Origin of the sequence: Microbulbifer sp. CNSA002 (genome assembly GCF_047324085.1) — a bacterium.
In the GTDB taxonomy this organism is placed as follows: Bacteria; Pseudomonadota; Gammaproteobacteria; order Pseudomonadales; family Cellvibrionaceae; genus Microbulbifer.
Genome location: NZ_CP172449.1, coordinates 1,340,538 through 1,366,670, shown reverse-complemented (window position 1 = coordinate 1,366,670; position 26,133 = coordinate 1,340,538). Strand labels below are relative to the sequence as shown.

At 48.4% G+C, this 26,133-nt stretch carries 24 protein-coding genes; 5 read left to right on the top strand and 19 right to left on the bottom strand.

Translation table 11 applies throughout. The features are described from left to right. Positions 1-6: 6 nt before the first annotated feature. The 3 genes from ACG1BZ_RS06070 to ACG1BZ_RS06060 form a co-directional block, all read right to left on the bottom strand. Entirely contained in the window at positions 7-1,086 is a 1,080-nt protein-coding gene (locus tag ACG1BZ_RS06070; RefSeq protein WP_413664829.1) for an ATP-binding protein, read from the bottom strand. A gap of 103 nt (positions 1,087-1,189) precedes the next feature. After that, complete coding sequence (locus ACG1BZ_RS06065; RefSeq protein ID WP_413664828.1) at positions 1,190-2,689, bottom strand: DUF5691 domain-containing protein; 1,500 nt, start codon at positions 2,687-2,689, stop codon at positions 1,190-1,192. Continuing rightward, positions 2,683-4,071 carry an SWIM zinc finger family protein gene (locus ACG1BZ_RS06060; RefSeq protein WP_413664827.1) on the bottom strand — a complete coding sequence of 463 codons (1,389 nt, stop codon included), beginning with the start codon at positions 4,069-4,071 and terminating at the stop codon, positions 2,683-2,685. The genes ACG1BZ_RS06065 and ACG1BZ_RS06060 overlap by 7 nt, the downstream gene beginning before the upstream one ends. Positions 4,072-4,436: 365 nt before the next feature. On the opposite strand from ACG1BZ_RS06060, the gene ACG1BZ_RS06055 reads away from it, so the two are divergent. Continuing rightward, on the top strand, positions 4,437-5,417 hold the full coding sequence (locus ACG1BZ_RS06055; protein WP_413664826.1) for an alpha/beta hydrolase family protein: 981 nt from the start codon (positions 4,437-4,439) through the stop codon (positions 5,415-5,417). Positions 5,418-5,500: 83 nt separating this feature from the next. Here the strand turns inward: ACG1BZ_RS06055 and ACG1BZ_RS06050 are convergent, their stop codons facing one another. The 8 genes from ACG1BZ_RS06050 to ACG1BZ_RS06015 all read right to left on the bottom strand — a co-directional run bounded on the left by ACG1BZ_RS06050 (position 5,501) and on the right by ACG1BZ_RS06015 (position 13,919). Then, a complete protein-coding gene (locus tag ACG1BZ_RS06050; protein ID WP_413664825.1) occupies positions 5,501-5,845 on the bottom strand; it encodes a YnfA family protein in 345 nt (114 codons plus the stop codon). Positions 5,846-5,859: 14 nt separating this feature from the next. Then, entirely contained in the window at positions 5,860-6,351 is a 492-nt protein-coding gene (locus ACG1BZ_RS06045) for a hypothetical protein (RefSeq protein WP_413664824.1), read from the bottom strand. 328 nt (positions 6,352-6,679) lie between these two features. After that, positions 6,680-7,336, bottom strand: a complete 657-nt coding sequence (locus tag ACG1BZ_RS06040) for a glutathione S-transferase family protein (protein ID WP_413664823.1) — start codon at positions 7,334-7,336, stop codon at positions 6,680-6,682. Between the two features lie 407 nt (positions 7,337-7,743). Further along, the gene (locus ACG1BZ_RS06035; RefSeq protein ID WP_282931727.1) at positions 7,744-8,568 is read right to left on the bottom strand and encodes a right-handed parallel beta-helix repeat-containing protein; all 825 of its coding nucleotides are present in this window, start codon (positions 8,566-8,568) and stop codon (positions 7,744-7,746) included. 219 nt (positions 8,569-8,787) lie between these two features. Then, positions 8,788-10,509 carry a dipeptidyl-peptidase 3 family protein gene (locus ACG1BZ_RS06030; RefSeq protein ID WP_282931726.1) on the bottom strand — a complete coding sequence of 574 codons (1,722 nt, stop codon included), beginning with the start codon at positions 10,507-10,509 and terminating at the stop codon, positions 8,788-8,790. Positions 10,510-10,575: 66 nt separating this feature from the next. After that, a complete protein-coding gene (locus tag ACG1BZ_RS06025) occupies positions 10,576-12,393 on the bottom strand; it encodes an ABCB family ABC transporter ATP-binding protein/permease (protein ID WP_413664822.1) in 1,818 nt (605 codons plus the stop codon). Positions 12,394-12,618: 225 nt separating this feature from the next. Continuing rightward, positions 12,619-13,530 (bottom strand): alpha/beta hydrolase, encoded by a 912-nt coding sequence (locus ACG1BZ_RS06020; protein WP_413664821.1) that lies wholly within the window; start codon positions 13,528-13,530, stop codon positions 12,619-12,621. An 11-nt stretch (positions 13,531-13,541) separates the two neighbouring features. Continuing rightward, the gene (locus ACG1BZ_RS06015) at positions 13,542-13,919 is read right to left on the bottom strand and encodes an isochorismatase (protein ID WP_413664820.1); all 378 of its coding nucleotides are present in this window, start codon (positions 13,917-13,919) and stop codon (positions 13,542-13,544) included. Positions 13,920-14,030: 111 nt separating this feature from the next. On the opposite strand from ACG1BZ_RS06015, the gene ACG1BZ_RS06010 reads away from it, so the two are divergent. Continuing rightward, positions 14,031-14,915: a LysR family transcriptional regulator gene (locus ACG1BZ_RS06010; protein WP_413664819.1), complete on the top strand. Its 885-nt coding sequence runs from the start codon at positions 14,031-14,033 to the stop codon at positions 14,913-14,915. Between the two features lie 402 nt (positions 14,916-15,317). Here ACG1BZ_RS06010 and ACG1BZ_RS06005 read toward each other — a convergent pair whose 3' ends face one another. Further along, a complete protein-coding gene (locus tag ACG1BZ_RS06005) occupies positions 15,318-15,611 on the bottom strand; it encodes a hypothetical protein (protein WP_413664818.1) in 294 nt (97 codons plus the stop codon). A gap of 396 nt (positions 15,612-16,007) precedes the next feature. On the opposite strand from ACG1BZ_RS06005, the gene ACG1BZ_RS06000 reads away from it, so the two are divergent. Next, positions 16,008-16,523: a nuclear transport factor 2 family protein gene (locus tag ACG1BZ_RS06000; protein ID WP_413664817.1), complete on the top strand. Its 516-nt coding sequence runs from the start codon at positions 16,008-16,010 to the stop codon at positions 16,521-16,523. A 26-nt stretch (positions 16,524-16,549) separates the two neighbouring features. Here the strand turns inward: ACG1BZ_RS06000 and ACG1BZ_RS05995 are convergent, their stop codons facing one another. From ACG1BZ_RS05995 to ACG1BZ_RS05985, 3 genes are all read right to left on the bottom strand, one after another. After that, positions 16,550-17,161: a CoA pyrophosphatase gene (locus ACG1BZ_RS05995; protein WP_413664816.1), complete on the bottom strand. Its 612-nt coding sequence runs from the start codon at positions 17,159-17,161 to the stop codon at positions 16,550-16,552. A 134-nt stretch (positions 17,162-17,295) separates the two neighbouring features. Beyond that, positions 17,296-20,469 (bottom strand): efflux RND transporter permease subunit, encoded by a 3,174-nt coding sequence (locus ACG1BZ_RS05990; RefSeq protein ID WP_413664815.1) that lies wholly within the window; start codon positions 20,467-20,469, stop codon positions 17,296-17,298. Positions 20,470-20,481: 12 nt separating this feature from the next. Next, on the bottom strand, positions 20,482-21,804 hold the full coding sequence (locus ACG1BZ_RS05985) for an efflux RND transporter periplasmic adaptor subunit (protein WP_413664814.1): 1,323 nt from the start codon (positions 21,802-21,804) through the stop codon (positions 20,482-20,484). 69 nt (positions 21,805-21,873) lie between these two features. Here ACG1BZ_RS05985 and ACG1BZ_RS05980 point away from each other — a divergent pair, with 69 nt between their 5' ends. Continuing rightward, the gene (locus ACG1BZ_RS05980) at positions 21,874-22,413 is read left to right on the top strand and encodes an NUDIX hydrolase (RefSeq protein WP_413664813.1); all 540 of its coding nucleotides are present in this window, start codon (positions 21,874-21,876) and stop codon (positions 22,411-22,413) included. A 48-nt stretch (positions 22,414-22,461) separates the two neighbouring features. Next, positions 22,462-23,001, top strand: coding sequence for a DUF4124 domain-containing protein (locus tag ACG1BZ_RS05975; protein ID WP_413664812.1), 540 nt, complete (start codon positions 22,462-22,464; stop codon positions 22,999-23,001). Here the strand turns inward: ACG1BZ_RS05975 and ACG1BZ_RS05970 are convergent. The 4 genes from ACG1BZ_RS05970 to ACG1BZ_RS05955 form a co-directional block, all read right to left on the bottom strand. Further along, a complete protein-coding gene (locus ACG1BZ_RS05970; RefSeq protein WP_413664811.1) occupies positions 22,998-23,345 on the bottom strand; it encodes an NGG1p interacting factor NIF3 in 348 nt (115 codons plus the stop codon). The two genes, ACG1BZ_RS05975 and ACG1BZ_RS05970, sit on opposite strands and share 4 nt — an antisense overlap. A 72-nt stretch (positions 23,346-23,417) precedes the next feature. Continuing rightward, the gene (trxA, locus tag ACG1BZ_RS05965; protein WP_413664810.1) at positions 23,418-24,272 is read right to left on the bottom strand and encodes a thioredoxin; all 855 of its coding nucleotides are present in this window, start codon (positions 24,270-24,272) and stop codon (positions 23,418-23,420) included. Between the two features lie 45 nt (positions 24,273-24,317). Further along, the gene (locus ACG1BZ_RS05960) at positions 24,318-24,698 is read right to left on the bottom strand and encodes an MmcQ/YjbR family DNA-binding protein (protein ID WP_413664809.1); all 381 of its coding nucleotides are present in this window, start codon (positions 24,696-24,698) and stop codon (positions 24,318-24,320) included. Between the two features lie 2 nt (positions 24,699-24,700). Then, positions 24,701-26,077, bottom strand: a complete 1,377-nt coding sequence (locus ACG1BZ_RS05955; protein WP_413664808.1) for a hypothetical protein — start codon at positions 26,075-26,077, stop codon at positions 24,701-24,703. Positions 26,078-26,133 lie beyond the last annotated feature (56 nt).

The window sequence follows — 26,133 nt, the reverse complement described above, 5'->3', positions numbered from 1 at the left end:
TATCCCTTACAGTACTTCGTTCATGGTGTGGTAGTAACCGGCAAAGTCACGGCGCTTTTTCAGGACCGTTTCCAAATACTCCTCCAATACAGCTTTATCCTGCACTGGATCTTTGACAATGGCGCCGACCAAATTACTGGAAAGCTCTTCTGCACTGAATTTACCATCGCCAAACCAGTTCGCCTGGCTCAATCCACCCACCATTACCGCAATTGCCTCAGCCGTAGACAAGTTACCGGACGGTGTTTTCAGGGTTATTTTTCCATCCAGTGTTTCACCGCCGCGCAGCTCGCGGAAAATGGTCACTATCTTCTCGATCTCTTCGCCGGCATTTGCCGGCACTGGCAACTCCAGGCTCTCACCCATTTCTGCCACGCGGCGAGAAATAATACTGACCTCCTCATTCATATCATCGGGCAGCGGCAATACCACAACATTGAAACGTCGTTTTAGTGCAGAGGATAATTCATTAACACCCTTATCGCGGTTATTGGCTGTTGCAATCACATTAAAACCGCGCTGCGCATAAACCGCATCATTCAACTCGGGGATCGGCAACATTTTCTCTGAAAGCACAGTAATCAATGTATCCTGAACATCAGAACCCATACGAGTCAGCTCTTCCAAACGACACAAGGTACCCTGTTCCATAGCGCGATATAAAGGCGTTGGCACCAGGGCTTCTTTGCTGGGGCCCTTTGCCAGTAGCTGAGCGTAGTTCCAGCCATAGCGAATCTGGTTTTCGTCGGTGCCCGCCGTACACTGGATCACACGGGTACTGTTGCCACAGATCGCCGCAGACAAGTGTTCAGATACCCAGGACTTTGCCGTACCCGGCACACCGAGTAACAGCAGTGCTCGATCGGTGGCGAGGGTGGCAACAGCAGTTTCAATCAGGCGGCGGTTGCCGATATATTTTGCACTGATCTCAGTACCTTCAGCCGTTGTGCCGCCCATCAAGTACTTCACGACTGCCTGCGGAGACAGGCTCCAGTTCTCTGGTTTTTTGCCGGTGTCTTCTGCTTTTAAGGCATCCAGTTCTGATTGATAGGTAATTTCAGCGGGTTGACGAAGTACGTCACTCATGGGGAATCCTTTTGTTTTACCTGCCCGTAAATTCACTGCTTGTTTTATGAATTTTGCCGGACAACGATCGGTCTTAAAATTAAATCTGTGTTGGGTGTATGGACTAAAGCCCATCCACGCCGGCAAGCTCGCTATTAAATCGAAGACAGTCGGTTGCGGGGTCTGCCCGTAGCACGCCCTGCTCAAAAAGCGCTTCCAGTAACTGTCGAGCGGTCTCTCTGGGTAACATCAAGCCCAACGCGGTCAACTCCCGCTGGAGATAAATAGACTGCAAATAACCACTCTCACTTAACTCCTCGACAACAAGCTTTAACAGTGCCTTCCAGGGCGACGTTTTTTTCAAATCATCCCAGGAAAGCTCCGTTAACGGTTCGGGCAAAAACTTGAGTAATTCTTGAAAATCCACTTTGGCCTTTTTATTGCGCAAAAGTCCAAACATCAATTCGGCACGGCGGGACTGTTCAAGACGCGGCAATAAACTGTGTAAGAGAGACATACCGGCCTCACCGGTATCCAGGTAGCTCTCAATATTGGTGACCAACAGGGCAATAGCCTTATCTGGCAAAGTATCTACCGCATTGGTAACAAAACTGTGGTTGTCATAATCGCGATTTTTATCGAGCTGCCAAGCCCCAGCTAAGTCAGTCACGGTGATACCCAGTGCTTCCGCAAGGCTTTGTAGAGATACCTTCTGCAAAAATTCCGAGCGAATGGCTTGCTGTTTTTTGCTCTTGAGCTTGCGGGGCAATAGTTGCAACTGCTTCTTTACCAAGCCCACTTTTTTTAATTCGTAAAACTCAGCCAATTCCTGCGCAGAAGACTCTTCCTGAGTATTGGATTCAAGTTCCGATGACAATCCCAATCGGGATAAATACTGATTGGCAAGACGCGCCACCTTTTGTGAACGATCTTTAAGCAGGGACTGTAAATATTCCCCATCGGACTCACTCAGCCGGATAGCAAGAACTCGCACGATCCTTAAACGTTTATCAGCGGGTTCACGCCCGGCGCAGGTCTGGATCAAATTTAAAGCGGCGGCGGGTTTACTGAAGCGCAACTCCCTGAGCTTTGCCAGGCGACTGGCAGGATACCAATCATCCCAGTTTTCCTCAGTTAACACTTCAGTATTATCAATACTACCCCGCTCATTCGCGGCCCATTGTGACCAGGGAAGATATACTTCCGGCAAGCCTTCATCATTACTTGAGGGAAGCCAGTCCGCAGGATGGGCAATAAATCCCCGCTGTAACAGCAACTTCAGGAGCAATCCGGTTTGCTCCATAGAGCGGGACTGAACGCTTTCAGTGACACGACGAAAATGGGCCCGCATTGGGTAGGGAAGCACGGGCTTATTCAACTCGGGCAACAAGGGAAATTCGCGTAATTCTGCTGGAGCCTGGGGCTGGTAGAGTGCGCTTTGATGCTGGCTGAGAAGCGCTACCGCCGCTGATGCCAAGCGCTCCTCTTCCAGGCCTTCAAACAATGGACGCCAGGACTCAGGTAGGGCGTCGAGCTCTAAGGGCAAATCACTGCCCACCATCCAACGCTGCTGTAGGCGCTCTACCAACAACTGCTCTTCCTGGATTTTCTCAGGCGTTAGCATGCGATTGTCCCCCACTCATCTGTCCGCGCGCTGTGCAGTTCAGCACTGCTTCCATCCCACAAAATAAACGCCGCCTGTAATTTTGAACCCAGTAATAGAGAAGGAATCTGTTCATTGTTGAGCGGTAGCGTTTGCTGACCACTCGAGCAGCGCCACCAGTAATGGCCGTTGGCACAGCGCAGTAGACGCCCCCCTTCAAGAAGGTGCGGTACCTGCTCTATCCAGGGTTGCTGAGACAGCTGCTTTTGGTAGTGGGAGAACACGCTCTCTTGCTGGGCTGGCCATCTCTGATTCACACCATCCTGCACGACTTTAAACTCCACAGGGAAAGCTCTCAGGGGCATGCGACCGGGATAAAAAACCAACTCCCCTTCTACACTGGCGCCGATACCAATTCCCACCTCCCGGCGCCCCGCAGAAGCCGGATAGTGATCCAACAACAGGGCAAATACTGGGGTATTACTATCAAGCTTGAGCAACCAGGAAGCGTGGCTCACCAAACCATCGCGGCGGGTGCTCACTTTCTCTCCTACATTCTGCCAAATGCCCCTTTGCCTGAGGCTGGCTGGGTTTTCCAAGACCTGGTCACGGTTCTCGGCAACGGCAATAGCTCTGCGAGCATCCACATCTTCCTCATCGGTTAGCCAAGCACTGCTGAGTAACATTAATTGCCCCAGCTCCTTGAATACCACTTCCGCCTGTTTCTGTGGTGCAAGCCCCAGGGCCTTGGCTGGAAGCTCATCAACCCTGGATGCCAGGCCGGCAGCTTTGGCATCCACTAAGCGCGCAGAGATATAGCGGCAGCGCTGGCGAAGTTCCTTGAGAAATCCCACCATGCCAGTACGCAATTGATCCTCAACCCACTGCTGGAATTCACCTAGTCCAGTGGCGATACTCTTGTTGGTTTTAGCGCGTGTCTGCCCTGCCCGCTTAGCCCTGGCCGCTTCCTTTTTTTTCTGCGCCTCTTTACTTTCCGAGGTTTCCTCAGAAATACCGTGAATGTTTTTATTGGTAGAAGCTTTTGTCTCAGCTTGGGCTTCAGGCTTACTCTTACGCCGCCGCCCCAACCACTCCACTACCCACTCCGGTGTTTCAGTCTCAATAAAGTCATCCGGGCCGTCGGCGAATTGCCACAAAAGGGCTAGAACATGCTTGCAGGGAAACTTACGTGAGGGGCAGGTACACTTGTAACCGTGATCTACTGTATCTGCCATGGTGTAATAGGGATTGGCCCCCGACCCTTGGCATTGCCCCCATATACAATTTACAGAAGCCGCTTTACCGCGCAAAGGCCATTTAGCCGGCTTCAACAGTTTTTTGGCTGCGTTTAAAGAAGCCTGGTCTGGGGCCAGTTCTTGCACAACCTCTAGGGAAATATTCATCTCTTGCCTTATACAGCTCAATACTGTACATAAATACAGCAATCGCATCTATGTAGCTATAGTGGCGCATAAAGTATCACGCAGCCCACAGAGATTAAAATCTAATTTCTCAAATTTTGATTTTGCCGTCACTCTTGTTGATTTAAGACAAAAAGTACACTCGGCGAGCATTTATTTGGCACGATCGAACAAGCTCTAAAGAAACAAGGTGTTCTCTCCTGCCAGCATTAGAGGGATTTCGCCTAGCCTCTCTAAATAAATTACCATTTTCAGGAACTGGCTATATTGGCACCAATTCCAGCCAAACCTAATCGCAACAAGATATCCTTCTCTATACGATTAGGTCCATTGGATATCAACGGCCAGTGAAAAATGCAATTAAACTAAATACGATATTTGCTGTCATTAGCACATGCTTTAGCGTATCCAGCTTCTCTCAGAGAATTGCTAAACTTATTGAAAAATCTGAAAGCTTTCCTTTCAATGAGACAATAACCCAAGAACAAATTAAAGACTTAGGGTTTAAAAAAGGCAGCTATGATATAGAAAAAAGCAAAGAATACATCAGGTATTATCACGCTCCTGCTTCATCTAAAGACGGCATTCATTACTCAGTCAAATATGACACCGACGGCAAAGAAAGCACCGTTAAACTTGATTTACCAAAAGATGCACTGAAAGAAAAATATTCTGGAACAGTGATTTTATTACATGGGTTCCGATCATCAAAAGAGTTCATGTTATTTTCTGCTCAATACTTTCGCTTTCTTGGATTTCAAGTTGTAGCTCCGGACCTCCTTGGTCACGGGGAATCGAATAGCACCAAAAAATATGGTGTAGGAGATAGTGAAATCATCAATAAACTTATTGATGCACTAATCAGTAAAGGGGACATCAAGGACAAGCCCTTATATATCGTAGGAAACTCTATGGGAGCCTTAACGGCTCTCTATATCTCAGCCATGAGATCTGACTTAAATGGAATTATTTTACTTGCCCCAATGGTCCCTTTTGATCAAGCCGTGTATAACTACGGTAGGCTCAATCATCCCATACTTAGCCGGGTTATACCCGAAAATAAAATTCGAAAAGGAGCAAATCTGGCTCTGGAGCAGTCTGGTATTGAACCGAGTGATACCAATATACTTCCCCTTCTCTATTCTTCCAAGCTCCCCATACTGCTAATATCCTCCCCCTCGGATCTAATTGCACCCTATGGTAATTATATAGCTTTAGATCAATCAAATATTAATTTGGTGAAAATTCCCAATAGAAGCCACCCAAGCATATCGACCATTGGAAATATTGAACACGAAGCAATTATCAGCTGGCTTAATAAACTGTAAGATATTTACGCGATCCAAGAATTTATTAGCCTTAAGGATTAATCACAAAGTCACCCTTAAATAAGGGCGTAGATTTATCAAATCTAATTGATCATCTGCCTCGGTGAAAACATAATAATAGCCATACCCAGCATTGCTACAGCGGCACCGCTCACATCCCAAATGGTGGGCTTAACGCCATTAACCAGCCACAACCACATTATTGAAGTAAAAATATAAATTCCCCCATACGCCGCATACACCCGACCCGCAGGGGCCGGATGTAATGTCAAAAGCCAAGCAAATATTGCCAAACTAATACCACCTGGCACTAGCAACCAAATACTTTCACCCTGCTTTAACCACAAGTAAGCTGTGTAGCAGCCTATTATCTCTGCAAGCGCCGTAGCCAGGAACAAAGCTATAGTTTTTATTTCAAACAGCAGCATGAACGTCTAGATATTTAGCTATTTAGCGGACAAACATTTTCAAGACGCATTGTGAAAGCTCTTTTCATATATGAAAATTGTTCAATGGTCTCCATATGCTTACTCAGGGAGTTTCTTGCATGTGTGAATTTTCTCTTTTCCGCTGCATTCATTCCCTCGTTAAACATATATAAACTTTGCAGTGGCGCCATGGCAGTTTTCTCTGTGCGATAAAAAACATCATCAGACATCGCCAAATCAACCTTATCCCGTATGGAGCCATCCGGCATAATTTGCACGGATACGCTGGGAACGTAATTCGCAATAGGGCCTTCAAAGTTAAGAACGGTGGATTCCTTCTCACTCAACTTCTTCGCCACATAAACTTTAAGCTTGTTATTGCGCACTTCCAATTTTACAAACGGTTTAATGATTTTAAACTTCTCCTTATCCTCCTCAAATAGTTTCACGGATGCTTCAAGCATTACCAAGCTTTGAGTATTGATAAAGCGTTCATATTCTTCCAAGTGGCACGATGCCTGTACCCCACTACTCAACAAGAAACATAGACTAAAGGCTAATCTTTTCATTGATCTAAATATTATCCTTAATATTTGATAAATTGATCGCCTCAAACATCAACTGGCGCACTGGTTAACCCAGCACAGTTTAGACCTCATTGGCATCACTATTAGCCAGTGATTGCGCTTGAAACTTTCTCACGATAAAAAATACGTACCCTGCTTCTTTTTCCGATTAATTTACGCCACTAATAGTAAAAAAGGTGAAGCTGGTACAGCTTCACCTAACGGGTTTAGTCACTAAAAAAATCCTGATCTCTGCGGAAGTTAGTCCCTACCGATAATCCGACAGTACTACCGGCGGCAGTTCAGTGGCCTCTGACATCCACTCTTTTACGCTGTCACGCCCCAGCAACCGGTCTATCCACTGTTTAGTAAGCGGCCAGGGCTGCAAATTTGGGGCGTGGGAGAAAATTCTTATCACTGTTGGCACAAAGGCTAAATCTGCCAGGGACAAAGCACCCATCAAATAAGGGCCACCATTTTGCTCAAGCTCTCCTTCCCAAGCGGCAAATAAGCGCTCCGCATCCATCTCTTCTTCAGGGGTCATTAGACGTTTATCTGGATAAAATGCACTTTCAAAGGAAAGACGTGGACACAACCCGGACAACCCAGAATGTTGCCAGCTAAGCATGGCCCGGGCTCGGGCCCGCATCAATGGATCTTGAGGTAACAGTTCACCAGAACCAATATCATTGGCATATTCCATAATGGCCAAGGAATCAAAAATAATCATCTCCCCCTCTTCCAGTACGGGTACTGATCTCGCAGGGGATAGCTCTCCTATACGCTGTAAATTCTGGAATCGCTGTGGCCGGCGAATATCTACAACCACTTCCTCAAATTGAACTTCCTGTTCACGCAATGCCAACCAAGCCCTAAAGGCCCAAGTGGATGCATTTTTAGTACCCGAGTACAGAACACGAGACATAATTAATCCATTGTTATAGTTGAATTATATTGATCAATTGGGAGCTTCAATTATACCGCTTAACCGCCAAACAATTAGAATATAGCATCAAATTTATTGTGCATTAACAACACTACGGTTCATAGCCATCAATGCCTCATCACAAACAGCTATTTTTTTTGAATCGCCTCACAAACTTAAAGAAACCAAAAGGCGGCTCAAGTTTAGGTTAGCTCTCACTATTCAATTGAATCGCCTAAGAGACACAACTTACTACTGGGGTGGAAGGAAAGAATACACCGCACTCGAGACACGCAGTGAATACATCCCTGTAAGCTCCTAATCGGCATCCATGCCTCATAGGGTCCCGAGCGCAGTGTATTCTTTCCTTCTCCCTTTTTAGTAAGTTTCGAAAATCGCCAAAAAATTCAATCCAGGCAGCTTGGACTTTTAGTAATGGCAACATTAGCGTACCAAGTGTTGGTGCCACTACAATCGGGGTCAACCGTATCATATAAATCAAAGGAAAGATTAAGTTCAGAGAAATTTCCAGTTATGACATTATTAGTCGAACTCGTGAATTCCAAAACGATACCTCCACCATCATTACTTGCTATTAAATTTTGGGAGATTATATTACTGGATGAGCCCTCGATTAGAATTCCTGCTCCACCATTGGATGTAGATATATTATTGAACACATTTGAAAAGCTATCATCTACCTGAATTCCATCAGAGACACTGAGCGATACAACACAAGAAGAGAGAGTATTAAAATCATCATCCATATCAACACCTACTCGACCACTATCAGTGATTATGCATCCACTAATATTGTTAAAGATACTGTCAATATCAATACCATCGTCAACACTACCAACTAGCTCAGTTCCGACCACCGTGTGATAACCCACACCGCCTATAAAAATATTGTCAAAACATTCATTAATGGTGCCGCCAGTCAACACCGCACCTTGACCCAGGATACGTATTCCAGCACCGCCAAATCCCGCACCTGTATCACAGGTCACAGAAAAATCTCCCATACTCAAACTACCTTCAGGACCAACTATCGTAAGGGCATCTGGCTCAGCAGCAGTAAGGTCACAGGATAAATCCTGTGTAAGCACTTCGGCGGTTGTAATAACATCACCACAGGATACCTGAGCTGAAGCTACAAAAGAGTATGACGCTGTAAATAGCCCCATTACGCCTAATATTAATGACTTAATAACTGACTGTTTAATATCCATGTAAAACCTCTATCAATTGTGTATAAGAGTTGGATTTCCTTGCCCGGGATACAGACCGCCTCCTTAGTTTGGACGTGACTATTAATTCCGCCATAAGAAAAAGTACTTAAAGTACTAAGCTGCAATCAGCGGGGAAAATTACAAATCGTGCGGGGATAAAGTTTAGGGGCACAAAAAAACCCGGCGGGTGCCGGGTTTTTTAAACAAAAGGTAAGAAAATTACTTCAAACCGAGTACTTCTTTACCCTGAATAAAGGTAACGTCAACCGGAATATTGGCCTCGGCCAAGCGATCCAAATCAGCCTGCAGTTCAGGGCCAATTACGCCTTTGGTCTCCAGCAATGATTTGGCTTTCTCGTAATCGCCATCACCCTGAATAGTAATGATTAAACGAGACAAGTTGGTCATCGCCTGTTGCATCTTTTCAAAATCAACACTGTATTGACCAGTCTTGGGATCGCGAGTGAAGGCACCCTGCTCCTTAAAGTAGTTAAAGCGCATCATGTTGGCTTTACCGTGGGCACTGGCCGCACCAAAACGTACGCTGCGGAAGATACCCGCCAAGAAGGTGACATAGTTATCCATCAACTGGCCCTCTTCCAACTCACCTTTTTCATGCAAGCGGGTAACCATGTACAGACCGAGGATATCAGCCTTACCTTCTTCCAGGGCGGAGGAGGTTTCCTTCAAAGCCTGGCGAACATTATTGCCGCCTTCTACGGTCTTTTTAATTCCCAAACCGTGGGCCACTTCGTGGAACATGGTGTTGGCAAAGAAAGCCGGGAAGGTAATATTCTTGCGCTGATCTTCTGCGATCAATACATCGCTGATCGGCACCAGGATCTTGTCAAACTTGGCCTGCATTGCATTCTTCAGCTGCAAACGTCGAGTGCCTTTGGCCAGCTGTACTTCCTCATCATTGGGAAGGTTAATGGCGATAGTCTTGGAGCCAGCATTACTGTGGCCGGCGTAGAAGAGTACATCGTAGGCATTCAAGTCTGAATCAGTACCGGGCTCTTCAGATTTGTATTTTTCCTCAACCGGCAAACCCTTCTGCAGCTCGGGCAGCAGAGCGGCAAACTTGGCCAGTTTTTTACTCCACTCTTTGTCTTTCAGCAGGACGTAGGACTCATAAGCGGTACGATAGGCAAACAGCTGGTCTTCATAGTTTTCAATAGGACCAATAACCACATCGATATCATTCTCCTTCATATCCATCCAGGCCATATCACTGGGGCGGAAATTATCGGAGAGAAGTGCATCGGCACGCATAGTGAGGTAGTTAGCAAATTCCTTGCTCTCAGCCAATTCAGCTGCCTGGCGCAGAATGCTGGCCGCCTTATTCAGGTCCGCATTGTAGGCTTCGTTGTAAGGCACCAGTTCGAGACTGCCAGACTCATTGCGGCGTACCAGCGAGTACAAGCCGTCTTTTCCTGCCTGGTCCCATTTCTCGAACTCTTCGCGGGTCATATCCGCTGGGTAGAAGTTAGCACCCAGGGGCTTATCTCCATAACCAACAATAAACGGCTTATTGTCGTTAAGGCGATCCCAGGGGCCATAGTTGATATCGGCAAACTTACGAGCGCGGTTGTCTTCAATATCCGGCAGCAATTCCTCAGCTGGGCCGTAGGATTGCAACCAGAACAAGCGATCCATAATCTGGCTGGCATCAATCAGCAGGCCAATCATTTTGCGCTGGTTGTCGGAGAGACCGCTTAGATTTGCAGTGAGCTCAACCGGTACATAGATATCAAAACGCTTATCCGCATCTTCTACCTTTTGGCCTGAGGGCACAGGTACAGTCTTGGACTCTACAATCTGAGCCTCAGCTTCCGCTTTGGCAACTTCTTCGGGCTGCTGCTCTTTTTTGGAACAAGCGCCAACAAGGGCCAGTGCCAACACTGCTGCCGCTATCTTGGTAGCCTGAAAAGGAATGGTCATATCGCTCTGCCTATCATTTTTTTGTATCGGCGCCACATTAGTCTGGCTGTAGGGATTTATCAACCGTCATGGCGTAGGCACCTCGGCTGCTTGGGTCTCAGTTCCACGCTCCTGTTGCTGCATACGCCAGAGGGCCGCGTAGTGTCCATCAGCCTGCATCAATTCCCGGTGGGCTCCCTGCTCGACTATTCCGCCCTGATCCATTACCAGAATGCAGTCCGCATCCACAATTGTGGAGAGGCGGTGAGCGATCACTAATGATGTCTGCTCGCGGGCAATATCCTGCAGAGATGCCACTATGCCCTGCTCTGAGTGGCTGTCGAGAGATGAGGTCGCTTCGTCAAAGATCATAATCGGAGGCTTTTTCAACAGGGCCCGAGCGATAGCAACCCGCTGCTTTTCCCCTCCGGACAATTTGAGACCCCGCTCCCCCACCAGGGTATCGGCCCCCTCTGGCAGTTGCTGAACAAAGCCTTCCAGCTGAGCGTGACGGATCGCCTCATCCACCTCAGTATCTGAGGCATCTACACGTCCGTAACGCACGTTGTCCCGGATCGACTGGTTGAACAACACTGCATCCTGAGGCACAACACCAATAGCCCTGCGCAGCGACTCCTGGGAAACACTGCGAATATCCTGGCCATCGATGGAAATGGAACCGCTGTTAGCGTCATAGAAACGAAACAGGAGCTTAAAGAGGGTGGACTTACCTGCACCGCTAGCGCCAACAATTGCCACTTTTTGCCGTGGTTCCACAACAAAGCTGATACCTTTGAGGATCTGGCGATTATCTTTGTAGCCAAATTGGACGTTATCAAACTCAATTCGGCCTTCCATCACGGTGAGGGGCCCCGCCTGGGGAAGATCTTCCACAGCGGGTTTTACCGCCAGTAAAGAGAACATCTTCTCAATATTTGCCAGCGCCCCCTTCATCTCCCGGTACACAAAGCCGAGGAAATTTAGCGGTATAAAGATCTGCATCATAAAGGCATTCACCAATACGAAGTCACCGATGGTCATAGTGCCTTTGGTGACTCCTACCGCGGCAAGAACCATTGCTGCACACATTGCGCTGGCAATAATCAGCGCCTGGCCACTATTTAGGCCAAACAAGGACAGCCTGTTCTTACGCCGGGCCTTCTCCCAACTGGCCAGCTCCCGGTCATAGTGACCGGATTCATGTCGCTCATTGGCAAAGTATTTAACGGTCTCATAGTTGAGCAGACTATCAACTGCACGGCTACTGGCCTGTGACTCCGCCTCATTCAACTCCCTGACAAAGCGCGTACGCCATTCAGTGGCTACCACAGAAAAGCCGATATAAATAATCACTGCGGCCAGCACTAATAGCGCAAATAACCCGCTGTAATTCCACCAGAGCAACCCCGCCACCATAGCTATCTCTACCAGCGTGGGTACGATATTGAAGACCATAAACCGCATCAGGAACCCGATGCCGCTATTGCCCCGCTCAATATCTCGCGAGAGCCCACCGGTACGGCGGTTCAGGTGAAAATCCAGGTCCAGCTTGTGCAAATGCTGGAACACTTCCAGCCCGATCCGGCGCTGGGCCCGCTCAGTGACACGGCCAAAAATCGTGTCTCGCAGTTCGCCAAACAGAGTGCTGGAAAGGCGCACAGCCCCATAGGCCAACAGCAGCCCCAAAGGTAACGCCACTGCCTGGGCCATACCCCCAGCACTATCCAGGTCATCGACAATATGTTTGAGCAAAAATGGCAGGGTAACACCCGCAACCTTGGCGCCAATCAGGCAGAGGATCGCCAAGACGACGGCGCGGCGAAACTCCAATAAGTAGGGAAAGAGAGTTTTGAGTGCACCCCAGTGCACCTCATCCAAAGAGACAGTGGATTTGGGTCTCGGCATAATCTATCCAGGAGGAGAAAACAGGCGCCCATTATAATTCGTCAATAGAACTTATATAGACGCTTGTCTCTAAAGCGCCGCCTCAAAGTAATACCTAGAAGCACCTATCCTCACACCCCTCTGGCAGGCCGTGACACTAATGATTTCGTCAAGGCTACAGCTTAAGCCACCAAATCACAAAACATCATTGCAGACCTGCCTAAGACACAAAGCAATAAATCGTTGCTAGTCTTTCATATGCTCCAGCATATAAGTTAAAACTTCGTCACGGTCATCTACCAACTTTTCTATCAGGTCAAGATGATCCCGATTGTTCGCTAATTTGAAATAACAGGGGTTATCCATTTTTAGCATTTTCTCCTGATACTCTTTGGTCTGCCGAAAAAACTCTGGCGTATCAAATTCAGGCACAATTAAATGTAGCGGGCATTCAGTTGTGTCAATACCAGGCTCTACCAGCTGGGGGCTTACCTTTTCGGCGGATTCCATCGACATATTAATGGCGTCATTGACAAAACTATTAACCAGTGGGCGAATGTCAAATAGTCCCGCTAGGGAAAATGCACCTTTAAACTTACTTTGAGCAGATGCCGGTACGCCAAATTGACTCCAGTCCGTCTGATGCAGCAGTGCTACCAGTTGGCCACCTGCCGAATGCCCTACGATGTAGACAGATGGAGCCCCTTTTTCATCGGCCTCTTTCAGCACGCTCGCCACTGCCCATTGTACCTGGGAGACAATAGACTCCATTGGAGTATCATTTTCCCAATCCGGGGCCATACGGTAACCCGGCATATAGACCGCAAATCCCTCTTTATTAAAAGGCTCGGCCAGAAAAGAAAACTGCTCTTTTGAAAACCACTGCCACCAGCCACCGTGAATATAAATTACGACCGGTGCATCCTCAGCAACTTCGTCTGACCTGAAAACATCCATCGAGCCAGCTAAATCACCTTCCCCAAAATTGACAGTTTGCAAACCGCCCTTAATCGCGTTGCGGTATGCCGAGCTACGGCTGCCAGTAAACTCAGCATGAGAAGGCAGCAGCAGATCGGTTGGAAGGCGGCGGGTCCACAACGTAGGGTTATATTGCTCGTCCGTTTTCTCACGGGTAAAGCTATTCCAAAATTCACTCACGGCTAGCACCCTTACTTTTCGCTAGGATTTATAGCTTCGAACTGGTCATCACGCAGTAGCATAGTACCGTCCTTCTGTAGGACCCAGAGCTCACGAGTGATGACACCTTCTGCGTTGTTCATTTTCCAATTACTTGAGAGTACGGTTGAGACTTCATCCACTACTTCAATTTTTGCGCCAATATAGGTCACATCTGCAAAACCCTGATCTACCAGATTTTGCCAGAAAGCTTGTATATTCTTTCGACCTTCGAACTGGCCAAAGGGTTTGGCAGTCATCTGAGCCTGCTCTTCATACATGGATGCACACCCAGCTGCATTGCCACTATTGAAGTAAGACTTCCACTGTTCACTGGCAGCTTTTGTTTTCTCAATCAGAATGTCGCTCATATCAAAATCCTCTTCTGTAATAGGTAACGACCTTGTGCCTATAGATTGCCCCATAGCCATGGTTGTGATAAACATCCATTAATTGATATTAGTGTTTAGGAAAATTAAACAATGAAGCCAAGCCTGGAGGATATGCAGGTATTCCTAGCCGTTGTAGAGGCGCGCAGCTTCACACTGGCAGCCGACCGCCTGGAGCGCACCAAATCGGCAGTAAGCCAAGCAGTTACCCGGTTGGAGTCTGATATCGGCACCCGCTTGCTTTACCGCAGTACCCGCTCCCTATCTCTCACCGAGGCCGGCTCAGAGTTTTACGCCCATTGCCGGGAGATCAAAGATATTTATAACTCAGCAATAGCGGGTCTTAGGAATAGCGGCGACAAATTGGCGGGCTCCCTATCGGTAACAGCGCCTCACGCACTGTGCGAGCCAGTAATTATTCCTGCAATCATTAAGCTGGCCGAGCAGCACCCGCAACTGAGAATCAGACTGTTAGCCAATGACTCACCCATGGATTTGATTGAATCGCAGGTAGACCTGGCCATTCGCGTAGGCAGTCTTGCACTTCAATCGGCAAAAGTTTCAAAACTAGGATTGTTAGGAGAAAGTCTCTACGCCAGCCCACAGCTTATTGAAAAGCTATGTGGCATTCCCTCCGACCTTACTGAACTACAAAATTGGCCGCATATCGCTAATGATTGGCAGGGCATGCCATTAAAGTATGAATTGAAAAGTGGGATTCAGGTAAAAGCCACGCCTAAGGTTCGCTGTAACTCCCTACACGATATAGTACAGTTAACCGAAGCCGGAATTGGGATTGCCAGGTTGCCCGATATTATCGCTCGAAAAAAAGTGGCTAACGGCACACTTTGTCCAATAACATCTGTTGCCGCTGCACCCATTCATTATATGCATCTGTTTTCCAAAAGGCCGCCAACAAAAGTACAGACTTTTATTAAGGCTATTAAATCCGAATTACAAACCTGTAGTAAAAATTAATGGTAGAAGCCGGCTTAGTCTATTTAAAACCATCAAGTTAACCTTATAGCCATCCGAATAGACTTCCATCTCAAACTTTAGCAATGACGAACTTGTCATTTTACAAGGAGCTACAGATAGCCTACTAATTCAATAGGTACAAGGAGGGGCTTATCCATTTCACAAAGAAATGCAAGGCAAAATTGACGTTTGGACCGAGTAGATATTTTACCAAGCAAATCCACATTTAAATGACCAGAGCTGCAAGCTCCAGTCATTTAAACGACTGAGTTCTATTCTCAGTGCTAGCCCAGCCTCCACGCCCTCAGATTCCATATTCTGAACTGTAAGCTTGAGGAGTGGAGGGCTCTATGATTTTTATCTTATTATTTTTCAACTATTTTCAGCAGGCTTCAATTCCAATCAATTGCAGCGAAAGTACTTAAACGTAGAATCCTGGGTATAACGCACTAGTACCTTTCCGCCAGATGTCAGAGAGTACACCTCCTCTGACTTCCAAGCTTCTCCTTCACCTTGCATATTGAAAACCAGATGAAGATTGCCATCACTTTGGCTAGCAGACATCAACTGGCCTGAAGACTCCGTAAATTGAATACGACTACCTGCCAGAGTCATCGAGTCGGCCGATGAAGAAGCGTTACAGGATTCCTCGGTTCCAGCCCATTGTCCCTGATACTTAGGAGGTACAGTGGACATTGCACAAGCCTGGATTAATCCGATTCCCAGCAACACACAGAAAAAAGAGAGAGATCTCATTCAAGCAATCCAATAACGTATATAATAAGAAAAATTAAGGATATAAGAACCTTACAGTATATCTAGTACTTACGTCTCAAATAAATCCCACCATTAGCTCAAATCGTGAAATAGTCGCCAAACGACAAAGGATTTTAGGGCTTGGTATTACTTCACTTTACACAAACAAACACTTCCCGATTTTATTAATAATTCTCTCAAGGTTACTTGCAGGATTTGGGGTTAGATAACGGGTTTTGATTAATACTCTATTAATATCCTAGGTGCGCCCCCAAAAACCATCACTAGAAACTATCCTCTTCAATAGCTACTGGCGATAAAGGTTAAGGTGAAGAAATGGATGAGATTCAACAGCTAAAAGATCGACTAGCGATTAGTGATCTACTCGCCCGTTATACATTAACTATCGACAGTAATGATGCCCGAGGTTGGGCTTCATTATTTACACCCAATGGCCGATTTGAGCACGGCAATATTATGATTCGAGGAAGAGAAAAACTGGAGCGCTACGCAGCGGTTCACAGCAAGTTGGGAAGCCGGCATATTACAAGCTCCCCCCTACATTTTATTTCTGAAGATGGGCAATCCGCCTCAGGGAAAGCAACGACCGTAGAAATCATAGCAACACGATCCGGCTATCGCATTTCTGCTGTTGGAGAGTACCGGGACAAACTCGTTAAAGTCGATGACAACTGGTTAATCGAATGTCGACGAGGAGAAGAAGTTAAACTTCCTGAAGACCCTGATTTCCCAATCCTCAGCGCCGACCCGGATGCCGGAAAAATAATGAAAATATTAATCGATGCTTGGGATGACTTAGGTGAGCCAATACCTAAGCCTCCCCAAAAATAAAAATAAATCCTATTTAGTAAGCCGAGCTAATTAAGTGCACGCAGCGGCACATCATCGCGACGCCCTATTGATGCCCCTAATATTTTTACTAAAAATTCGGTTAATACCCCTGCAGTAAAGCCCCAGATTTCATAATCTTCATACATATACGCCGGAAGGTATATTTCCTGGTTATCAATAATAATACGATCAGTGCGAATACGCGGGTCAGCAAGAAAGAAAGACAGGGGGACTCGAAATACCGCATCCAATTCTCCTGGATTTGGGAATAATTGGATATCCGGTGAAATTATACCTACCCAAGGAGTCACATGTACCTGCCAGCGGGTAGTCCGCGGCCAAAGGGGGCCGAGTACGCGCACGTCATCCATAGGTAGGCTGACTTCTTCTTCCGCCTCACGCAAGGCGGTAAATTGAAGCGATGGGTCTGTGGCATCCCAGCGCCCCCCAGGGAGAGAAACTTCACCGGAATGTGTGGAGAGATTTGCAGAGCGCTTAGTTAGAATTACTTGAGGGTCCGGCTCTTCTGTCAGGGCAATCAATACTGCGGCATGGCCTTGCAGGTCAGGTCCTGCCGGAACCCTTGCTTCCAAGTCCTCAATTTGCCCTACGATTTTCTGTTCAATAATCTCTAGCATAAATCTGTGCCCTGCCCCGATCGCTGCGGGGGCTCCATAACATTCATCATACCGTTTTTCAGCGGTAACACTGAGCGATATGCCACAATATCCATTTGTGACTTACCACCCTACCACACAATCAACAGCTTGGCTCAGGTGGATTCAGACCCACCATTCGCGGTCTTATCCTCATCAATTTTGGGGGTATAGCCCCCTTTCAGCTTTTCCCGCACCGTTTGCACCAAGGCGTAATACACAGGCACTAGCAAAGTTGCGAAGAGACTCGCAGCCAACATACCGCCAAAGACCACCAGCCCCAGGGAAACCCTGCTCACTGCGCCAGCACCGGTGGCGACCAGTAGTGGAATTACCCCTAAAATAAAGGACATGGCCGTCATTAATACCGCGCGGAATCGCAGGCGCGTGGCCGACAGAGCCGCATCCGCAATAGACCGACCCTTATCGCGTTCCACGCAGGCAAACTCTACTATCAGAATCGCACTCTTTGCTGCCATCCCAATCAGTAATACCAAACCGATCTGTGTGTAGAGATTATTGATAGACCCCGCGATAAATACCGTAAACATAGCGCCACCAATCGCAATGGGGACGCACAACATCACTGCAAAGGGGATAGTCCAGCTCTCATATTGGGCGACCAAAAACAAGTAGACAAATATAACGGCCAAAGAGAACAGGATTGGGGCCAGATTACCCGCGGTCACCTCCTGTAAGCTGATGCCCGTCCACTCGTATCCATAACCTTCTGGCAACTTTGATGCCAAGTCTTCCATAGCATCCATTGCCTGGCCACTGGAATACCCCGGTGCCGGTGATCCATTGATAGTGACGCTGTTATATAAGTTGTAACGGGTTATTGTTTGTGGCGCGACCACCGGGGTAATAGTTGAGATAGAAGTCAGCGGTACCAAACCGCCACTATTGGCACGAACATAAAAGCCAGCCAGATTTTCCTCTTTATCGCGAAATTGTGCATCGGCTTGAGCGATTACCCGAAAGACCTTTCCATATAGGTTAAAGTCATTGATGTAATAGCCCCCCAAAAAGGTTTGCAACGTTAAATACACATCCGGCAGGGGGACCCCAAGCACATGCGATTTTTCTTTATCTACTTTTAATTCAAGCTGCGGTGTAGCGGCCTGAAAACTGGTAAAGGCCTGAGAGATTTCACTGCGCTGATTGGCATTGCCCAGCAGGTCAAACAAGACCTGTGACAATTCAGTAATACTACGCCCCTGTAGATCTTCGAGTACAAATTCAAATCCACCAACAGTGCCAATACCCGGAAGTGGTGGAATGACAAACGGCAGCACTTGCGCATCGGGAATTGCAGATAATTTTTTCTGTACCCGATCCATAATGGCAAACTGGCTATCTTCTCTATTCGTGCGGTCATCCCAGGGTTTTAGCACAGCAAACATCATTGCCGTGTTGGAAGAAACACTGCTGGTAAGCAGGTTGTAACCGGGCACACCAACCACATGAGCCATACCTGGCTCTTCCATTAGAACATCGGTCACTTGATTGACAATGGGTCCGGTTCGCTCCAGGGAAGATCCATCAGGCAACTGCACGTGCAACATAAACGTGCCCTGATCTTCATCGGGAATAAAACCGGTGGGGATTCGGGTAAAGAGCAAATAACAGAATAATAAAATCAGAATAATTGAGGCGATACCGATAAGCGGTATTTTGATACAAGCCCTCACCATTCCCACATAAAAACCTGTAGAAATATGCAGAGCTTTATTAAAGAAACCAAAAATACCGGTCTCCTTAATACCGGCAACTTCCCCGTCTTTACTCGGCTTTAACAAGCTGGCACAGAGAGCCGGACTTAGTGTCAGTGCATTCAGGGAGGAAATGGCCACCGCCATTGAAATGGTGACAGCAAACTGCTGATACATTTTTCCCGTAATTCCCGGCATCAACATTACCGGGACAAAAACTGCAAACAAAACAAGGGTCGTAGCAATAACGGGGCCGGTAACTTCACGCATGGATTCCAGCGCGGCTTCCTTTGGCGGGAGGCCATCAGCCATTAACCGCTGGGTGTTTTCCACCACGATAATCGCATCATCTACCACTATGCCGATCGCAAGGATTAAGGCAAACAATGTGATGGTGTTAATCGTCATCCCAAATGCCAGCATTAAGGCAAAGGTGCCTATCAGGGATACGGGAATAGCAATGGCTGGTACCAGCGTAGAGCGCCAATCCTGCAGAAACAAAAAAACCACCAGGATTACCAGTATCAGGGCAATAATCAGTGTTTCCACAACCTCTTTAATTGAGGCCTCTACAAATAATGTGGTGTCGTAGAGAATCTCCGCTTCCAGCCCATCCGGGAAGCGCTTCGACAACTCAGCAACCTTGGCCTTTATGCCATCGGCCACTTCGATCGCATTTGCCTCGGGCAGCTGGTACACCCCTATCACTGCTGAAGCCTGGTTATCCAATTGCCCATAGGAAGAGTAAGATTCACTTCCCAGCTCCACCCTCGCCACATCCCTGACTTTTACCATGGCCCCATCGGGCTTGGCGCGGATGGTGATGTCCTCAAATTCGCTGGGAGATACCAAGCGCCCCTGCACCAAAATATTGTATTGGAACTGCTGATCTTGGCGGATCGGTGGCGCCCCGATCTGACCGGCGGCTACCTCTACGTTCTGTGCCTGCACAGCAGAGATAACATCCTGGGCGGTCACATCTAACGAGGCCATCCGGTTGGGGTCGAGCCAGAGGCGCATGGCGTAATTGCGCGAGCCAAAAATAACAACACTGCTCACCCCCAGCACCCGCGCCAATTCATCTTTTAAATAAATCTCGGCGTAATTTGCCAGAAATAATTCATCAAACTTTTCATCTGGGGAGAACAAATTGACTACTAGTAACAGCGTGGTGCTCTGCTTGGAAACTACCACCCCATCTCTTTTCACATCCTCAGGTAGCTGGGGAGTGGCCTGCTCCACCCGGTTCTGAACATTAACCTGGGCGATGTCATCGTCGTAGCCAGGCTTGAATGTCACCGTGAGACTGTAGGAGCCATCATTGCCACTGGTGGAAGACATATAATCCATGCCCTCCACACCATTAACTTGCGACTCAATCGGCACAGCCACACTATCGCGCACTACTTCGGCGCTGGCACCGGCAAACGTGGCGGCGACATTGATGGTCGGTGGCGTTATTTCAGGGAATTGCGACACCGGTAATTGTGGCAAGGAGAGTATCCCAGCGAGGGTGATCAATATGGAAATAACAAAGGCGAATCGTGGCCGCCGGATACAAAAGGCGCTAATCATGGGCAGCGACAGCTATTTGTAGTCATCGTCATGCCCCTCAGATTCAGGGCTTGCTGGTGCCGCTTCCCCATCAATTACCGGTAGTTCTCTCTCCCCTTGACTGTCTGTAGAGCCAGATTTCGCCGCAGAACTACTACTTTGCTCAGCGGGAGGGGCTGGTGGCGCTTCAACATCGTAGGGGTTTCTAGGGGTGTTTTGCGGCGTCACCGGCTTCCCTGCGACAACCCTCTGTAAACCATTAACGATTACAGATTCACCGGCGACAAGCCCGCGATCTACAGCCCACAACTCCCCTTCCCTCTGCCCCAAGGTCAGGTAGCGCTTCTCCGCAATATTATCTTTGCCCAAAACAAAGACATAACGCCCCTGCATATCCTCCATGACCGCTGACTGGGGTACCAGCGGCCTCAGGGCGTCATTGCCGGTGTAGACGCTTATGGAAACTCGGGCAAACTGGCCCTGTACTAATAGTTGGCCTGGATTGGGAAACAGGGAGCGCACCGCTACCGATCCGGTATTGGGATCGATCTGATTATCGATAAATACGATTTTGCCCTTATGGGGGTAGTAATTGCCGTCGGGTAACTCAATGCGGACATCCAGGCGAGTGGGACTTAAACCCTCTCGCTGCCGCCGCTGGGAATCCACCTGCACCGCATAAAGTTGCTCTTCTGGCACTTCAAAGAGCACATAAATGGGATCCATTTTTACTATGGTGGCCAGGGGATCGGTGCTTGGCCCTACCAGGGAACCCACTGGAAATTCTGTACGCCCGATTCTTCCAGTGAGTGGCGCGTAAACTTTGGTATAAGAAAGATCCAGCTCAGCGCTTTGAACTTTGGCGCGATTGGCATCGACTTGGGATTCCGCTTCCTCAAAATTACCTTCAAGCTCATCCATCTGTACCTGACTGATAGCCCCTGTGGCCACCAAACGTCGGCCACGCTGGAAGTTCCGTTCAGCAACTCTCAGGGAGGCTTGGGATTGTTCCAGAGTGGCGCGCTGATTCGCCAGTTCGGCAATAAAAGGGCGCGGGTCAATTTCAAACAGTAACTGCCCTTTCTGGACGGTTTCCCCCTCGGTAAAATTGCGACTCTGGATATATCCTTGTACACGTGGGCGGACTTGATATTCATCAGTTGCCTCTACCCGTCCGACGAATTCAAAGCGGGGGATAACAGGCTCCTCCCTAACAACCAGTACTTCTACTGGCGGGGGAGGTGGCGCCTTTTCCTCTTCGCCTTTACCACCACAGGCGCAAAGGGCAAGGAGCGCTAGTCCGAGCAGAAAAAAACGCGCCATCGCAGGGTAGATACCGCCTTTATACTTCAACATCACTAACAACTATAGGCGTCAACCGGTCCGGAAGCTGGCGCTCAAATCTCGCATGGGTATACTGACGCCATGAAATTTTGCAGCCAATGCGGCAGTAACGCCGTAACACTTTCCATTCCCAAGGGCGATGACCGCCCCCGCCACATCTGTGGCAGTTGCGGCGCCATTTACTACATCAACCCCCGTGTTATTGTCGGGGTTGTCCCTTACGTTGGCGACAAGGTGATGCTGTGCAAGCGCGCCATACAGCCGCGCCTGGGGCTCTGGACTCTGCCTGCCGGGTTTATGGAGAGTGGCGAAACTAGCGAAGAGGGCGCCTTGCGGGAGTCCTGGGAGGAAGCCCGGGCCAGTATCCGCGTGGACGAGCTCTACTCCGTCTACGATATTCCCCATATCAATCAGGTCTACATGATGTACCGGGGTGAATTGACCGATATGAATTTCGGACCCGGGCCTGAATCGCTCGAAGTTGAGCTATTTCGCGAAGACGAAATTCCCTGGAGGGAGATTGCATTTCCCATCATGCACCGCACTTTGGAGCACTATTTCGAAGATACCCGTATCGGGCAATACCAGTTACACCGCGGTGTCATCAATCGAAAGCTGTAAACCACTTTACTTAGTTAGTTAATGACCCTGCATTAAAAGGATGTTTGCATGAAATACTTTCCAATGCTCGGTGCCTTGTTACTGGTAGGCATTGTCCTGCCTATGATCTTACCGGGCCCAGATGGCAAACCCATTATGTCACCCTCCGACTGGCTGCCACAAAAACCGGATATTTCAGCGATTCGCGAAACCGGTGAGCGAGCTATGCAAAGTGTGCGCGAAACCACCCAGGAATCAGTGTCAAAAATTGAAGAGTTGGCAACTTCCAGCGGGCTTGTATCTCAAGGGGATTCTGACAAGCAAACATCTGAGGTTTTTACCTGGAAAGATAAAGATGGGAACTGGCACTTCTCAGACACCGTGCCGGAGGGGTTGGATTCTCACGTGCGTATTCACCGCGTCAAGCCTCTAAATACAGTCACTGCCAATGACCCTATTGAGTTGAGATCCGACTCGATCGTTGAAGACAGTAGCCCCGCCGAAAATAAACTGCCGACCCATCACACCAGTGTTTCAAAATTACTGGAAGATGCGAAAGCGATCGAGCAAAAAAGCCACGAACGACAAAAGGTACTCGATAGCCTTTAAGAGACCTCTGCTTTATTTAAGCCGGCACTACTGCAGCGATCATCCAATCGCCAGAGGTCAAACGCCGGTTCTTCATAGGGGTGGGCTGCTCGCATTGCATTGAGAGCAGCATCCACCAGCTCATCGGCACAGACCATCTCCACACGGTATTCCATTACAGTCTCGACCTGTCCCGACTGACCAATAAATGGCTGACTCCCATCCAGCGGCCTGAACTGCCCCTCTCCCAGGACTTGCCAACAACAACTATCGTAGTCACCAATACGCCCAGCCCCCACGGAAAATAGCGCTTGCTTTACCGCTTCCAAGTGAGACTCGGGAATATAAACACATAGCTTATACATAAATAATCGTCCTTCTCTCCCCCAAAAACAAAGAGGCCTCTTGGGCCCCTTTGTTTACCGGTAAAGTATTTTTTAAAACATCATAGTCATTAACTTGCGCTGGTACTGAGTGGCAACAGGGTCGCCAGCACCCAAACTTTTTACAATATCCAGGAACGTCTGCTTGGCAGCACCATCGGCAAAGCCCATGTCTTTACGCAAAATATCCAGCAATAATTCCAATGCTTCTTCATGGCGGTTGGCCTGACTGTACTGTACGGCCAATTGATAAGCAGAATCGCTATCCGCAGGGTTTTCTTCCAGCGCCTTTTGCAGAGCCTGAATTTCTGGAGTTTCCGCTGCCTGTTGCTTCAGCTCTAATTGAGCCATCAGCTGCTGATATTCCGCGTCCTGATCTGCCAGCAGAATTTTACTGAGCACAGTCTCCGCTTCCTGGGCACGGTTTTGGTCGAGCAAGATAGCAGCCAGTTGTTTGGCGATATCAGTGCGTTCAGACGATTCCGTATAAGCCTGACGCAACAGAGGCAGGGCTTCCGCCACTTTATCTTCACCGATTAACGCCTGTGCCTGCTGCAACTTTATGTCCCAGGGTTTTGGCAGATACTTATCCAGCATCTCACGAATCTGTGTCTCTGGCTGCACACCGGCAAAGCCATCTACCGGCTGGCCATCTTTTAAAACCATTACCGTGGGCAAGCTGCGTACACCCAGCTGACCCGCCAGCATTTGCTCGGTATCTGCATTGACCTTCGCCAATAAAAACTGACCGCTATACTCATTGGCCAGTTTTTCCAACACCGGCATCAACTGCTTGCACGGCTCACACCAATCGGCCCAAAAGTCCACCACTACCGGGCGCTTCATGGACTCTTCAATCAGAATTTGCTGGGCGTTCTCTGCCGTTACATCGACAATAAATTCGTTCACATCCTCTCCTAGACTAAATCTGGGTATTTCTATTCTCAGGGGCCTCTAGCGGTAGAGCAGCTCCGCTCCATAGGCCAGTTCCAGGGACTCCCGCTCAAGCTTGCGAAGCCCCTTAACCACCAGGCCATATGAGCGATCCACCATTCGCTCAATCTCATAATCGGGCACTGTGCCATCCAACAACACCGTATTCCAGTGTTTCTTGTTCATATGGTAACCCGGGATAACACCGGAAAAGATGTCCCTTAAGGCCTGGGCTTCATCGGGATCGCACTTGAGATTACTGGCGTTCACCCCGCGGTAACAGCTTAAGGTAGCAAACATACGCCCCTTAATCTTAAATACCGCTACATCCGGGCCAAAAGGAAAATCCTCGATAGCTTCCGGGCGCGATAGTAAATACTCTCTCAAAGTGCCTTTTTGCATGATTACCAATCCAGGGATGACGGCAGGCGCGGCGAGGACAATAAGCGGGTAAAGCGCTGCCAGCGCTCTTCACTATTTTGACTGCCCTGCTCTACATAATCAGCAACCAGTGTCTTACCCCAATTGTAATTAATTACGTAGGCGCCGTAGGCATCTACAAAATCCTTCCGCTGTGCTGCCTTGGCGGGGCTCATCAAAGTATATTTCTCAAACAACGCAGGTACCTGCGCGCCCTCAATTTCCCCGTCGATATACTGGCGGGCAATCTCATTGCCGGCAAAACCCAACTTATCTACCAGGGCCATTACCTGCTCATACTTTCCCGCCGTTTTCGGATCCAGGCCAGCTAAGGGGTAGAGAACCTCCATTTCAAAACGGGTTTTCTCCTCACCGGGGAAAGTCAGCTCTATCCCGTAGTTTGCACTTCCCTCGGCAATCAGTGACTGTGGACTGAAAAGCGGGTAAACGCTGTACTCTGCCCAACCCCGTTCCTTGACCAGAGTTTGCTCCAACAGCGCGTTATAAGTGTGATGCCCCGGATACCCTTCGTGACACCCCAGATCAATAGCCCTATCTATCGTAATAGGCAGGCCATTGTTCACCTGTATAAGACTGTGCGAACGCCCCTTATACCAGTTGTAGCCACTCCAGGGTTTGTCGCTGACATACTCCAGAACAAAGCTCTCATCCGCTGGGAGCGATACATACTGCTTAGTGCGCGCGCGGCATTCTTTAATGGCGGCATCAAATACGGCCTGAAGGCGATCAGCAGGAATTTCATAAGCTTTGCGGAAGCTGGCTACCCTCTCACTCAAGGGCTGCTCACCTGGGAGTAATGCTTCCAACTCCTCCAGCATGGGTTCAAAACTTTCCAAATCCTGCTGCGGGGGCTCGGTGTCGTAGAGGGTTCGAGCTTCATTGGCGAAGCTTCTCGGGCTCTTTCCTGCCAGACTACGAGCATGGAACACCAGGGCCCGCAACTGTGTCTTCAGGTAATGCATACGCAGGTTTTCGATAGACCCATCGCCGTCGATTACCGCTGGCAGCTCTGCCAGTAAAGATTCACCGCGCCGGGCAATATCTGCAGCGCTCGCCTTACTCTTGGTGGCAGTTTCACGCAATTCAGCCGGACCGTAATAGGCATCGACATAGCTGTCGTCATGATTTCCCAGTTCAAGTACTAGAAGGACATAAGCCTGGGCCAGACTATCCATCGCACTAACTCCATTATCGGATTTGGGATTGGTTGTAGTCGATTGATTATCAACCCCGACTTCAGAATCGGCTTTTTTATTAGCTGTAGTTTGGCCATCACAAGCCCCGAGCAGAAGGGAAATAGCCAGCACTGGTAGCGCCTGTGCCAGTGTTCTCAAATACATAATTCTTATTTCTCTCACGTACATTAACAATGGGAACTGGAGACTAATGGAATCAG

What these genes read in the sequence shown, in the direction of transcription:
- ACG1BZ_RS06015 (WP_413664820.1), bottom strand. Translation starts at nt 13,919, where the DNA reads ATGAGCGACATTCTGATTGAGAAAACAAAAGCTGCCAGTGAACAGTGG.
- ACG1BZ_RS06035 (WP_282931727.1), bottom strand. Translation starts at nt 8,568, where the DNA reads ATGGATATTAAACAGTCAGTTATTAAGTCATTAATATTAGGCGTAATG.
- ACG1BZ_RS06030 (WP_282931726.1), bottom strand. Translation starts at nt 10,509, where the DNA reads ATGACCATTCCTTTTCAGGCTACCAAGATAGCGGCAGCAGTGTTGGCA.
- ACG1BZ_RS05980 (WP_413664813.1), top strand. Translation starts at nt 21,874, where the DNA reads ATGAAATTTTGCAGCCAATGCGGCAGTAACGCCGTAACACTTTCCATT.
- ACG1BZ_RS06060 (WP_413664827.1), bottom strand. Translation starts at nt 4,071, where the DNA reads ATGAATATTTCCCTAGAGGTTGTGCAAGAACTGGCCCCAGACCAGGCT.
- ACG1BZ_RS06050 (WP_413664825.1), bottom strand. Translation starts at nt 5,845, where the DNA reads ATGCTGCTGTTTGAAATAAAAACTATAGCTTTGTTCCTGGCTACGGCG.
- ACG1BZ_RS05960 (WP_413664809.1), bottom strand. Translation starts at nt 24,698, where the DNA reads ATGCAAAAAGGCACTTTGAGAGAGTATTTACTATCGCGCCCGGAAGCT.
- ACG1BZ_RS05985 (WP_413664814.1), bottom strand. Translation starts at nt 21,804, where the DNA reads ATGTTGAAGTATAAAGGCGGTATCTACCCTGCGATGGCGCGTTTTTTT.
- ACG1BZ_RS05995 (WP_413664816.1), bottom strand. Translation starts at nt 17,161, where the DNA reads ATGCTAGAGATTATTGAACAGAAAATCGTAGGGCAAATTGAGGACTTG.
- ACG1BZ_RS05970 (WP_413664811.1), bottom strand. Translation starts at nt 23,345, where the DNA reads ATGTATAAGCTATGTGTTTATATTCCCGAGTCTCACTTGGAAGCGGTA.
- ACG1BZ_RS06025 (WP_413664822.1), bottom strand. Translation starts at nt 12,393, where the DNA reads ATGCCGAGACCCAAATCCACTGTCTCTTTGGATGAGGTGCACTGGGGT.
- ACG1BZ_RS05990 (WP_413664815.1), bottom strand. Translation starts at nt 20,469, where the DNA reads ATGATTAGCGCCTTTTGTATCCGGCGGCCACGATTCGCCTTTGTTATT.
- ACG1BZ_RS06000 (WP_413664817.1), top strand. Translation starts at nt 16,008, where the DNA reads ATGGATGAGATTCAACAGCTAAAAGATCGACTAGCGATTAGTGATCTA.
- ACG1BZ_RS05955 (WP_413664808.1), bottom strand. Translation starts at nt 26,077, where the DNA reads ATGTATTTGAGAACACTGGCACAGGCGCTACCAGTGCTGGCTATTTCC.
- ACG1BZ_RS06070 (WP_413664829.1), bottom strand. Translation starts at nt 1,086, where the DNA reads ATGAGTGACGTACTTCGTCAACCCGCTGAAATTACCTATCAATCAGAA.
- ACG1BZ_RS06065 (WP_413664828.1), bottom strand. Translation starts at nt 2,689, where the DNA reads ATGCTAACGCCTGAGAAAATCCAGGAAGAGCAGTTGTTGGTAGAGCGC.
- ACG1BZ_RS06010 (WP_413664819.1), top strand. Translation starts at nt 14,031, where the DNA reads ATGAAGCCAAGCCTGGAGGATATGCAGGTATTCCTAGCCGTTGTAGAG.
- ACG1BZ_RS06040 (WP_413664823.1), bottom strand. Translation starts at nt 7,336, where the DNA reads ATGTCTCGTGTTCTGTACTCGGGTACTAAAAATGCATCCACTTGGGCC.
- ACG1BZ_RS05975 (WP_413664812.1), top strand. Translation starts at nt 22,462, where the DNA reads ATGAAATACTTTCCAATGCTCGGTGCCTTGTTACTGGTAGGCATTGTC.
- ACG1BZ_RS06005 (WP_413664818.1), bottom strand. Translation starts at nt 15,611, where the DNA reads ATGTCCACTGTACCTCCTAAGTATCAGGGACAATGGGCTGGAACCGAG.